Origin of the sequence: Epilithonimonas hispanica (assembly GCF_003385395.1) — a bacterium.
GTDB lineage: Bacteria > Bacteroidota > Bacteroidia > Flavobacteriales > Weeksellaceae > Epilithonimonas > Epilithonimonas hispanica.
Map to the genome: position 1 here is coordinate 22,398 of NZ_QNUG01000011.1, position 12,267 is coordinate 34,664.

Consider the following 12,267-nt stretch of genomic DNA (forward strand, 5'->3'; position numbering starts at 1 on the left):
TTTATATTACAACGTGCCCCAGCTTAATAAGCCTTTCTCTGTTAAGGATTTTGATATTTCTACCTTCTACAGAAATCAAATCATCTTGTTTGAATTCGGAGATTAATCGGATGGCGCTTTCTGTTGCAGTTCCAATTAGGTTGGCGATTTCTTCTCTGGTTAGAGAAATTTTTATGAATCCTTCCGGATCTGTTCCCAATTTTTGCTCTAGCAAAACCAGAATTTCTGCCAGTCTTTCACGTACAGTTTTCTGAGCGAGAAATGTTACTGTATTTGCAGATTCGCCCAATTCATAAGCAATTTTCTGAAGCATTGCGTAAGACAATTTCGGATCTAACTTTAATAATTTAAGAAAAACATCCGAAGGTAGAAACTGAACTTTCATAGGCGTCATTGCTTCAGCTTTAGCCTGAAAATTTTCACCAGAAAGCAACGAACGGTAACCTATCAAATCGTTTTCTTTGCAGAATCTAAGAATCTGATCTTTACCATAAACACCTGATTTTGATAATTTTGCAGTTCCTTTTTCGATAAAATAAACACCTTTCGGCGACTCGCCATCGTCGAAAACGACATCACCTTTTGAGAATTCTAGAATTTTAAGTGCATTACTGTAGATTTCAAAATCTTCCGGATTCAAACTTTCACGTAAAGATTCTTGATTAAATGCTTTTGAGAAATTTTCTTCTATAACCAATTGTTGTTCAAGAGACATACCTATGACATTTGTCAGCAAAAATAAGACTTTTTAACACTACATACCAAGATTTTTGACGTAATTTTGCAATCCAAATATCTGAGAACTTTTTAATGGCAGAACAATGCTTTCACTGTGGTCAGAAAATCGACAAAGAACGCCTTCTTTTTGACGACAAAATCTTTTGTTGCAACGGTTGTCAATCCGTTTACGAAATTCTGAATTTTCATAACCTTGATAATTTTTACAATATCAATCAACGTTCAGGAATACGTCCGAGTAACGAAAACAATTCGCAATTCGATTATCTTGATACGCCGGAAATCTTTACCAAGGTTGTAGATTTCTCCGAAGGAGGAACTACGCTTGTGACTTTCAAAATCCCTGTAATTCATTGCTCATCTTGCATTTGGTTATTGGAAAGTCTTCACACGATTAATAATAAAATCAAATATTCTCAGGTTAATTTCACCAGAAAAACGCTTCAGGTTTCTTTCAAAGAAGAAGAATTGAAACTAAGTGAATTAGCAAAATTCTTAACGAATCTTGGGTACAAACCAATTATCAACCTTGAAACTGCGGAGAAAAAACACGACAAATTAGACAAAGGTCTTTTGATAAAATTGGCAGTTGCAGGATTTGCTTTCGGAAACGGAATGTTTTTCAGTTTTCCGGAATACGTTTCGGGAGACGACGTTTGGTTTCACTCGTATAAACATTTATTCAGAATTATTTTATTCCTATTAGCAACAGCGGTTGTATTTTATTCTGCTTCAGATTATTACAAGTCCGCTTGGTATGGCTTGAAGAATAAAATCATCAACATCGATGTTCCGATTGTTTTAGGAATTTTCGTTCTTTATGGAAGAAGTATTTATGAAGTTGTGACAGATTACGGTCCGGGCTATTTTGATACACTTTGCGGATTACTGTTCTTTATGTTGCTCGGAAAAACCTTTCAGAAAAGAACTTACAATACACTTTCATACGACAGAGATTACAAATCGTTCTATCCAATTGCGGTAACAAAAGTTGATTTCGACGGAAAGCAGGAGAATATTCTTCTTTCGGATTTGGCAGTTGGCGATAGAATTATGGTCAGAAATCAGGAAATCATTCCTGTAGATTCGATTTTGATAAAGGGCGAAGGAAACATCGATAACAGTTTTATTACAGGTGAATCTGCTCACATTTCCAAAAAACCGGGCGATAAAATCTTTGCCGGAGGAAAACAAACAGGCTCGATTCTGGAACTTGAAGTGATTAAAAGTGTTGACCAAAGTTATTTGACACAGCTTTGGAACAAAGAAGCTTTCAAGAAAATGGATACTGGTCTTGATACTTTGACGAATACAATCAGTAAATATTTTACATTCATTATTTTAGGAATTACATTATTTGCCGGAATTTATTGGTCAAGAATCGATATGGAGAAAATGTTCCAAGTGGTTTCAGCGATTCTGATTGTTGCTTGTCCGTGTGCTTTGGCATTGTCTGCACCGTTTACTTTCGGACATATTATGAGAATTCTTGGTCGAAATAATTTTTATGTGAAAGACACTTTAACTATCGAAAGATTGGCAAAAGTTGACACATTGGTTTTCGATAAAACAGGAACTATTACAGAAAGTAAAAAATCGAATATTAATTATATCGGAAGCGAGATTGAGGATTTTGATTTGAGAAATATCAAATCTTTACTTAAAAACTCTAATCATCCGCTTTCTAAATCACTTTATAATTTCATCGAAGTGAATGATGATTACTTTGAAGTGGAAGATTTTGAGGAAATTTCAGGAAAAGGTTATCAAGCAAAAGTCAGAGGAATTAATTATAAAATCGGTTCCGCAAGCTTTGTCGGAGAGAAATCTCAGGATTTAGAAACGGCAGTTTACATTAAGAAAGATGAGACTTTTATTGGAAAATTCACTTTCAAAAATGAATATCGAAATAACCTTTCTCAGCTTTTCAAGAACCTGAAAAATTATGCTATTAATATTTTAAGTGGAGACAATCCTTCAGAAAAACCAATTCTCGAAAAACTCATCCCAAATGTTTCTGAGATGAAATTCAATCAAAATCCGGAAAACAAACTGGATTTTATCAAAGAATTACAAGACAAAGGACAAAGAGTTGCAATGCTTGGTGATGGATTAAATGATGCTGGAGCTTTAAAACAGAGTAATGTCGGTATTGCAATTTCGGATGACAGCAACTCTTTTACCCCTTCATCAGACGTGATTATGAACGGCGAAAAAATTCCGGAATTGGACAAGTTTTTAGCACTTTCAAAAGATGCGATTATGATTGTAAAAATCACATTCATAATCAGTTTGTGTTATAATGTTATCGGAGTCAGCTTTGCAGTTTCGGGACATATGCATCCACTTTTTGCTGCTATTTTTATGCCTTTGAGTTCTGTAACTGTTGTAACATTCACAACGCTTTCGACTTGGCTTAGAAGTTCAAAATATTTCAAGATAAAGATTTAGAACACTTTTATTTAGAGTGATTATAAATTATCCATATTTCTATCATTCTGACCAAAGTCAGTAATTTTCACTAAATTTGACGACTGTTTTATCTTAAATTTGTGGCTGGTATGGAGATTCTCTATTTGATGATTATCTGCAGCGTTTCTTTAGCTGTAATTTTTCTAATAATTTTTATTATTGGAGCAAGAAAAGGACAGTTTGAAGACGATGAATCACCTGCAGTCAGAATTCTTTTCGATGACGAGGTGAAGACAGAAAAGGAGACGAAAACTCCTGGAAATAAAAAAGAATAATTGCTATTTGTAGATATGGAGACACAAAAATTTAGTTATGACAATGGGATTGTTCGCGCTTTTCTTATTGCGACAGTTGTTTTCGGTTTGACCGGTTTTTTACTGGGTCTTACTGCCGCGTTGTTATTATTTTATCCTGAGTTACCGGAATTTTTCTTGGGAACAGACGACACAACAATCAACACGCTTAGAAGTGGAGGATTGCAAGGTTTAATTAATTCTCAGGGTGCATTTGGATTCGGACGTATTAGAATGTTGCATACAAGTGCCGTGATTTTCGCATTTGTTTGTAATAGTTTTTTCGCGGGAGCTTATTACTCTATGCAAAGGCTTTTGAAAACGAGGATGTGGAGTGACACTTTGTCTTGGGTTCATTTCTGGGGATGGCAACTTATGATAGTTGCAGTTGTTATTACCTTCTTTATGGGGATTAACACTTCAAAAGAATATGCAGAGCATGAGTGGCCAATTGATATTTTGATTACAGTTATCTGGGTCATTTTCGGGATCAATATGTTTGGAACTATTGCAGTAAGAAGAGTTCGACATTTATATGTAGCAATTTGGTTCTATATTGGAACTTGGGTTGCAATTGCAATGCTTCACATTTTCAATAACTTAGAAGTTCCATTATCTTTTACAGGATGGAAATCATATTCTGCTTACGCTGGTGTTAAAGATGCGCTAGTACAATGGTGGTATGGACACAATGCGGTAGCTTTCGTTCTTACAACTCCGGTTTTAGGGATGATGTATTATTTTGTACCAAAAGCGGCAGACAGACCAGTTTTCTCATACAAACTATCAATTATCCACTTCTGGTCATTAATCTTCGTATATATCTGGGCTGGTCCTCACCACTTACAATATACTGCGTTGCCAGCTTGGGCTCAGGCAGTAGGAACAGGTTTCTCTATTATGCTTATCGCTCCGTCTTGGGGAGGTATGTTGAACGGTCTATTGACGTTGAGAGGAGCTTGGGATAAAGTAAGAGAAAATCCGGTTCTTAAATTCTTCGTAGTCGCTGTAACTTGTTATGGTATGGCAACTTTCGAAGGTCCACTTTTAGCTACTAAAACAGTCAATAAAGTAGGTCACTTTACAGACTGGGTAATTGGGCACGTTCACTTAGGTGCACTTGGTTGGAACGGATTTATGGCTTTTGGTGTTATTTATTATTTAGTTCCAGTAATGTGGAGAACCAAACTATGGTCTGTAAAATTAGCTAACTGGCATTTCTGGTTAGGAACTTTTGGGATTATTTTCTACGCTGTTCCTTTGTATATTTCAGGATTTACACAAGGTTTGATGTGGAAACAATTCAATCCAGATGGAACTTTGGTTTACAAAAACTGGTTAGATACTGTAACAGCAATTCTTCCTTACTTCAAAATGAGATTTGTAGGAGGTTTATTATACTTCGCCGGAGCAGTTCTTATGGTTGTTAACGTAATTGCAACAGCTAGAAGAGGTTCTTTCCAAAAAGAAGTTTCTGCAGAAGCTCCTGCTTTGGCAAACGTAAAAAAAGGAAGAAAAGAAGGAGAAACTTTCCACCTTTGGTTAGAAAGAACACCTCTTTATCTATCAATACTTTCTTTCATCGTATTGGCAATTGGAGGTTCGTTAGAAATTCTACCTACAATATTTGTTAAAGAAAACGTTCCTACCATTTCTGCGGTTAAACCTTATTCTCCGTTAGAATTAGAAGGTAGAGATATCTATATCAGAGAAGGCTGTAATGCATGTCACTCACAGATGATTCGTCCTTTCCGTGATGAGGTTGTAAGATTCAACGGTAAGAATGGGCAATATTCAAAAGCTGGAGAATTTATCTATGACAGACCATTCCTTTGGGGTTCTAAAAGAACAGGTCCGGATTTGCAGAGAGAAGGTGGTGTAAGACCAGATTCTTGGCACTTCAAGCATATGTATAACCCAAGATCAACTTCTGCAGGTTCTATTATGCCTAGATATCCTTGGTTGATTGAAAATGAACTTGATAGAAGTAAATCAAAAGCTAAATTGGAATTGATGAAAAACTCTTTTGATGTTCCTTATACAAAAGCTCAGATTGATTCTATGGATACTTGGATGAACAATCAAGCAAGTGCTATCGTGAAGAATGTATTCTCTGAAGCTGATGACGTTAAGAAATCTTTCGCAGAGTCTAAAGCTAACAAAGAAAAATCAGGAGAGAAATTCGTTCCTCTAGAGAAGAGAGAAATAGTAGCATTGATTTCTTATCTACAAAGATTAGGGACGGATATCAAGACTACAGAAGTAAAAACAGCTAGTAATTAATATTTAAAATAAAATGATTCCGCAAAGTTTTAAAGACATCATCTCCAATGTGGAAAATGCAGGTTTCTTCCAAACTTTGGCAATGATTATCTTCATTCTATTTTTTGTGGTGGTTGTTTACATCGTAATCAACAGACCAAAGAAATATTATAGCGAAGAAGAAAATGCGCCTTTGGAAAAAGACCACGACGATGACAAATTTACTTTGTAATTAAAAAAGATATTTAATAATGAAAAGAAGAACACCTGTTTATATTAATATTCTAATCGTTTTAGGATTATTACTTGTAGTTTTCTATATGTTCTCGCAGACATCGGATTTCTTGTCTACTAGATTTTTCTTGGGAACAGCTTTGATTAGTATCATTGTTGTTTTCATTCAAAATGCTATTGGAGATTTGATTGAAAATGAGAAATTCAAAAAATTAACTGATGCTGAAAAAGCAACTTATATATCGGAAAAGCAAGTTCCTTATTTCAAATACCTTTGGAATGGTGCTTTCAAAAGCCAAGGCGAAAAAGAAGAAAAAGATATCCTTATCGACCATGGTTTCGATGGAATTATGGAGCTTGACAATCAGCTTCCAAAGTGGTGGTTAGGTCTTTTCTACTTTGGTTGCGCATATTGTGTACTTTATATTTCGTCTTACTTTATGACAGATTTTGCTAATCCTTACAAAGAATACGAGCAAGAATACAGAGAGCAAACTGCTGCTATCAATGATTATATGGCGACAGTAACACAACCAACTTTGGAAACTGCAGTTTTCTCAGAAGATAATGTTGAGGCAGGTAAAGCTGTTTTCGAAACTAACTGTGTTTCTTGTCACGGTGAAGGTGGAAAAGGAGGTATTGGTCCTAACTTGACAGATAATTTCTGGATTAACCAACCTGAGAAAACATTATTCAAAAATATATTCTATATGGTTGATAACGGTAGTAAAAATAACCCAACGATGCAGGCTTGGGGTAAAAACGGTGTGGTTTCTGGTTTTGAGATGGAACAAGTTGCGGCTTATGTCTATCATATCAACCAAGAACAAGCTCCTATCACACCTGCACAAGGTGGCGCTGCTCCTCAGGGAACAGAAGCAAACTGGGAAAAATCTAAATAAAAACATACAAAAGAGATTGTCAAGAATATCGTTCTTTCGGAATGATATTTGAGAATAAATAATAGCTATTTATTCTTGGGGCAATCTCTTTTTTTATCTCAAATATTATGGGTACAACAGAAAAAAAATACAACGAATCAGAAAGCTGGGTAGTAGAAGCTGAAACATTCCGAGACTCTGTTGGTACAATGGATAATACCGGGAAAAGAAAATGGGTATTTCCAAGAAAACCAAAAGGGAAATATACCAATTACAGAGTTATTGTAAGCATTCTTTTACTAACCATATACTTTACAATTCCTTTTCTAAAATTCAACGGCAATCCGCTTCTTTTATTCAATATTATAGAGCGCCAATTCTTCATTTTTGGTCAACCTTTTTATCCTCAGGATTTTTTTATTCTAGCATTAGGAGCAATAGCTTCATTAATATTCATTATTATTTTCACGGTTGTCTTCGGGAGAATATTTTGCGGATGGATTTGTCCTCAAACTATTTTCTTAGAAATGATATTCCGTAAGATAGAATATGCTATCGAAGGAGACCGAAATAAACAAATAAGACTTGACAATCAAGCTTGGGATACAGAAAAAATATGGAAACGTTCCTTGAAATGGTCTATATTTTTATTGATTTCCATTATCATAACCCACATTATGTTTATGTACATTGTAGGTTATGAAGAGGTTTTCCGCATTATGCAAGAGGGTCCATTTGCAAAGCCAACCAATTTCTTGGTAATGATAATGTTTACAGCGGCATTTTACTTTGTATTTGCTTGGTTCAGAGAACAAGTTTGTACAATGGTTTGTCCGTATGGAAGATTGCAGGGCGTTTTAATTGACAAGGAAACTATCAACGTTTTCTACGATTACAAAAGAGGAGAAAACCGTGCTAAATGGAAAAAAGGAGAAGATAGAAAAGCGGCAGGAAAAGGCGATTGTATCGATTGTAAACAGTGCGTTGTCGTTTGTCCAACAGGAATCGATATCCGTGATGGTTTACAAATGGAATGCGTGAATTGCACCGCTTGTATGGATGCTTGTGATGAAGTAATGGTGAAAGTGGGTCTTCCGACTGGATTAGTTCGTTACGCATCAGAAAAAGAGATTGAAGAACAACAGAAATTCAAGTTCTCTGGAAAGATGAAAGCTTATTCTGTTGTGTTATTAGCGCTTGTTGTTTTCTTAGGTGGATTGTTGTACAACAGAGGAGAAATGGAAGCTAAATTCCTAAAACCTCCAGGTTCTACTTTCTTCGTAAGAGATGGGAAAATTAATAATACTTACAATTATACTTTCCTTAATAAGTCTAATGAGACTAAGACTGTTATCATTAAAATTATTGAGCCTGCTAACGGAGAAATATCTTCCAGCGTGGCTTCTAACAAAATTGTACTGAAAAGAGATGCTATGGTGAAAGGAACAATTACAGTAAGTTTCCCAGAAAGCCAAATCAAACTATCAAAACAAAATCTGGAATTGGGCGTTTACGATATGAACGGAGAATTATTAGATTCTTACAAGACTTATTTTGAAGGACCATTCAAATTTCAATTTTAAATATTAAAGAATGAAAAATCTAAATTGGGGACACGGATTGATGATTGCACTAGGTTGTTTCATCCTTTTTATATTATTTCTGATATTCGTCTTTCCGATGGGGAAACAGAATGCAGAAATGATTTCTAATAATTATTACGAGGAAGAACTTCATTATCAGGATATTATTGATGCTAAAGAAAATGCTGCTAAACTTGAAAAAATCCCTGAATATAAAGCAACTTCCGAAGGTATGATGATATCTTTTCCCGAAACTATAAAAGTGGATGAGAACAAAGTAAATTTCGTTTTATTTCGTACAGATGATTCTAACTTGGATGTCAGAAAAGAAGTTGGTTTGCAACATAATGTTTTCTTGATTCCTAAAAAAGTGATTTCTAAAGGTTCCTATACTCTGAAACTAAAATGGATAGAGAATAAAAAACCTTATCAGGTAGATTACGATATCCTATGGAACTAGCACTCATCATATCAGCCATTGGATTGGGATTCGCATCCGGATTCCATTGTATTGGTATGTGCGGGCCTATTGCGATTTCTATGGGATTGACCAAAAATCAGAAAGCTAATTTCTATCTTCAGAATCTAACTTATCAGTTGGGAAGAATTCTCACCTATTCTTTTCTAGGAGCAGTTCTAGGAATTATCGGACAAAGTTTTGAGTTGGCTGGATTTCAAAAATATTTAACAGTTTCTGTTGGCGTTTTATTAATTATAATGGCGATTTCATCTTTTGGAGGAAAAGACTTTGCAGCAAAAATCCCTTTCGTTTCAAGAGCGTTATTGAAGGTCAAAATGCAATTGGGAAAAATCCTGCAACGCCCCGATTACAAATCTCGTTTTGCCACAGGAATTCTTAACGGATTTTTACCTTGCGGAATGGTTTATATGGCTTTGACTGCATCATTAGCAGCTGGCGGAATTTGGCAAAGTTCTCTTTTTATGTTCCTTTTTGGATTGGGAACTTTCCCATTTATGTTTGCTGTTGTTTTCTTAGGGAATTTCATCACAACCGCTTTCCGAGTAAAGATATTAAGAGTCATTCCTGTGATGATGATTATACTTGGTGGATTGTTCGTTCTGAGAGGTTTGGAATTAGGAATTCCTTACGTTTCCCCACATTCCGAGTCATTACACGTCAATCATTCTAGTGATGGTTTTCATATCGACCATACGAATTGTCATTAATATTAAGCATAAAAAAATCGGCCAAATGACCGATTTAATATTTTAGAAAGTAACTTCTGCTGTTTCCTTACCTTTTTGGAAATTGACCGTTTTCAAATTTCCTTTGTAAGTGACATTCATAATATTAACCTGCTTTGGAAATTGACCAATCAATATGCTGTTTTTGATTTTCAAACTGGAAATATCAGAAACATTTCCTACTTCATAATAGACCCAAACAGATTCTCCGTTGACTTGGCTCCCTGTAAAAGTCAAAGTCTTAGCAACTCCATTTACGGCTACATCTACATTATTATTAACATATTTTTTTACTTCTGCTTCAAAACCTGCCGTGTTAGGGTCAATTTTTGTAGCTTGAGAAATATGCGAAGTATTAAGTTTTGTCGTGAATTTCAAGGTTTTGCTTCCGTCAATATAATCGACTTTGGTCATTGATGAAAAGAAATCAAAATCTTTGAAACTAAAGAAACTGATGAGCAAAATTCCGAGAGATAATATAAATATAGATTTTTTCATTTTTATACAATTAAATAACTTTTATTGGAGATATAAGGTCAAATTATATGCCACATATCAGAAATTAACACTTACCGAATATTTATCATAAAAACATTTGATGTGCTCAACTGCATCTTCCGCTGTATCTACCACTCGGAAAAGCGACAGATCTTGTTCAGCAATCAAACCTTCTTTCAATAAAGTTCCTTTGAACCAATCCAACAATCCACTCCAAAACTCGCTTCCGACCAAAACGATGGGGAACTTCCCAATTTTATTAGTTTGAATCAAAGTCAAAGCTTCAGAAAGCTCGTCCAAAGTTCCAAATCCTCCAGGCATAACAACAAATCCTTGCGAATATTTCACAAACATTACCTTTCTAACGAAAAAATAATCAAAATTGATATTATATCCCTTATCAACATAAGGATTAAAATGTTGTTCAAAAGGCAATTCTATGTTAAGACCAATTGATTTCCCGTGTCCGCTAGCTCCTCTGTTACCGGCTTCCATTATTCCAGGACCTCCACCAGTAATCACACCAAAACCAATTTCTGTAATTTTCTGTGCAATTTCAGAAGCCATTTTGTAATAATAGCTATCTTCTTTTAGTCTTGCAGAACCAAATATGGAAACACAAGGTCCAATACGAACCATTTTTTCATAACCATCTACAAACTCAGACATAATCCTGAAAACCATCCAGCTATCTTTTGTAATAGTCTCGTCCCAAGTTTTCTGTCTCAGACTGTCGTGTAATCTTTTTTCTTCGTCCTGTTGTGTCATCTGAATAATTTTTCTGCTTCTACAATAGATTCCGGCTTACCAACATCAATCAAATTAGCGGTGTGTTGATAACCAATAATAATATCTTCTTTCATCAGGTTCAGATATTCATCCATAATAGAGAATTTTCCGGTTCTTGTCAATTTTTCGAATATCTCAGAATTCACACAATGGATTCCACTGAAAGCCAATTCTCTTAATTTAAAAATCCCTCCAACCACAGTTTTCTTATTAGTTGTAAGATTTCTCCAGCCTTTAAGATACATCTTGTCATTGAACATCAATTTTCTGGAACTATCTCTATCGGAAACCGCCAATGTAATCATTCCACCTTTGAGTTCGTGGATTTTTACCAAATTGGTGATATTCAGGTCTGTCAGGATATCAACATTCATAATTAAGAATGTTTTCTCATTTTCAAGAAATCTTTTAGCGAACAACAATCCGCCACCAGTTTCCAGAAGTTCATCCGATTCATTTGAAATTTCTATATTGGCTCCGAAGTTATCATTCTCTGCCAAGAAAGCCAGAATCTGACCTCCAAAATGATGAATATTAATGACAAAATCATTGATTCCGTAACTCTGCAGGTATTTGATATTTCTTTCCAAAAGAGTAACATCATTTACTTTCGCCAAAGCTTTTGGATGACTGTCTGTAAAAGGTTTTAAACGGGTTCCCATTCCCGCAGCAAATAGTAATGCTTTCATATTTATAAATGATAAATAATTATTGATGAATGAATTCACTCATCAATTTAATATAATTATTTTAAGCTAGCAGCAAAAATCTAATTGCTAGAAGCGGATGATAAATTAAGATGCAACTGTTCGTCGTGATGGATTTTCACTTCTGCATCCGGAAAATTTTGTCTAATAAATTCAGCCGTTTTGATTGCCGAATAAACCGAGCGATGTTGTCCACCTGTGCATCCAAAGTTGATTTGAAGATTTTCAAAACCTCTTTCAAGATAATTTGTGATGCTGATAGAAATAAGACTGTGAATTGATTTTAAGAAATTAGGCATTTCTGTTTTATTCTCAAGAAACTCTTGAACTCCAATATCATTTCCGGTTTGAGTTTTATATTCTTCAATTCTTCCCGGATTAAGGATTCCTCTGCAATCGAAAACGAAACCGCCTCCGTTCTCTGTATTATCTTTAGGGATTCCGCCTTTTTTATAAGAAAAACTGTGAATATCTATTACTAATTTGTTCTGCATCAACTTTAATTTTCTGTAAAGTTACTTTTTTTAATTTTCTTTGAAAAATTGATTAATTCTGAATTTTAAATTTAATTTTGCATATTAATTGATATAAGGGGTTTCAAATC

General features: G+C 34.8%; 13 protein-coding genes. 8 read left to right on the forward strand and 5 right to left on the reverse strand.

Translation table 11 applies throughout. The features are described 5' to 3' along the window. Position 1: 1 nt before the first annotated feature. Entirely contained in the window at positions 2–715 is a 714-nt protein-coding gene (locus DRF58_RS06585) for a Crp/Fnr family transcriptional regulator (RefSeq protein ID WP_116034043.1), read from the reverse strand. Positions 716–810: 95 nt separating this feature from the next. On the opposite strand from DRF58_RS06585, the gene DRF58_RS06590 reads away from it, so the two are divergent. The 8 genes from DRF58_RS06590 to DRF58_RS06625 all read left to right on the forward strand — a co-directional run bounded on the left by DRF58_RS06590 (position 811) and on the right by DRF58_RS06625 (position 9,651). Beyond that, positions 811–3,189 (forward strand): heavy metal translocating P-type ATPase, encoded by a 2,379-nt coding sequence (locus tag DRF58_RS06590; protein ID WP_116034044.1) that lies wholly within the window; start codon positions 811–813, stop codon positions 3,187–3,189. Positions 3,190–3,299: 110 nt separating this feature from the next. Next, a complete protein-coding gene (gene ccoS / locus DRF58_RS06595) occupies positions 3,300–3,485 on the forward strand; it encodes a cbb3-type cytochrome oxidase assembly protein CcoS (RefSeq protein WP_116034046.1) in 186 nt (61 codons plus the stop codon). Positions 3,486–3,500: 15 nt separating this feature from the next. Beyond that, on the forward strand, positions 3,501–5,786 hold the full coding sequence (gene ccoN, locus DRF58_RS06600; protein ID WP_116034047.1) for a cytochrome-c oxidase, cbb3-type subunit I: 2,286 nt from the start codon (positions 3,501–3,503) through the stop codon (positions 5,784–5,786). Positions 5,787–5,799: 13 nt separating this feature from the next. Continuing rightward, positions 5,800–5,997: a CcoQ/FixQ family Cbb3-type cytochrome c oxidase assembly chaperone gene (locus DRF58_RS06605; protein ID WP_116034049.1), complete on the forward strand. Its 198-nt coding sequence runs from the start codon at positions 5,800–5,802 to the stop codon at positions 5,995–5,997. Between the two features lie 19 nt (positions 5,998–6,016). Further along, positions 6,017–6,901, forward strand: coding sequence for a cbb3-type cytochrome c oxidase N-terminal domain-containing protein (locus tag DRF58_RS06610; protein ID WP_116034050.1), 885 nt, complete (start codon positions 6,017–6,019; stop codon positions 6,899–6,901). Between the two features lie 107 nt (positions 6,902–7,008). Beyond that, a complete protein-coding gene (gene ccoG / locus DRF58_RS06615; protein ID WP_116034052.1) occupies positions 7,009–8,463 on the forward strand; it encodes a cytochrome c oxidase accessory protein CcoG in 1,455 nt (484 codons plus the stop codon). A gap of 10 nt (positions 8,464–8,473) precedes the next feature. Next, complete coding sequence (locus DRF58_RS06620) at positions 8,474–8,923, forward strand: FixH family protein (RefSeq protein WP_116034053.1); 450 nt, start codon at positions 8,474–8,476, stop codon at positions 8,921–8,923. Continuing rightward, complete coding sequence (locus DRF58_RS06625; RefSeq protein ID WP_116034055.1) at positions 8,914–9,651, forward strand: sulfite exporter TauE/SafE family protein; 738 nt, start codon at positions 8,914–8,916, stop codon at positions 9,649–9,651. The genes DRF58_RS06620 and DRF58_RS06625 overlap by 10 nt, the downstream gene beginning before the upstream one ends. Positions 9,652–9,693: 42 nt before the next feature. Here DRF58_RS06625 and DRF58_RS06630 read toward each other — a convergent pair whose 3' ends face one another. From DRF58_RS06630 to DRF58_RS06645, 4 genes are all read right to left on the reverse strand, one after another. Beyond that, the gene (locus tag DRF58_RS06630; protein WP_116034057.1) at positions 9,694–10,167 is read right to left on the reverse strand and encodes a DUF6702 family protein; all 474 of its coding nucleotides are present in this window, start codon (positions 10,165–10,167) and stop codon (positions 9,694–9,696) included. Between the two features lie 57 nt (positions 10,168–10,224). Beyond that, a complete protein-coding gene (locus DRF58_RS06635) occupies positions 10,225–10,935 on the reverse strand; it encodes an LOG family protein (RefSeq protein WP_116034058.1) in 711 nt (236 codons plus the stop codon). Continuing rightward, positions 10,932–11,645 (reverse strand): nucleotidyltransferase family protein, encoded by a 714-nt coding sequence (locus DRF58_RS06640; protein WP_116034060.1) that lies wholly within the window; start codon positions 11,643–11,645, stop codon positions 10,932–10,934. The genes DRF58_RS06635 and DRF58_RS06640 overlap by 4 nt, the downstream gene beginning before the upstream one ends. An 80-nt stretch (positions 11,646–11,725) precedes the next feature. After that, on the reverse strand, positions 11,726–12,157 hold the full coding sequence (locus DRF58_RS06645) for a RapZ C-terminal domain-containing protein (protein WP_185144534.1): 432 nt from the start codon (positions 12,155–12,157) through the stop codon (positions 11,726–11,728). Positions 12,158–12,267: the final 110 nt, after the last annotated feature.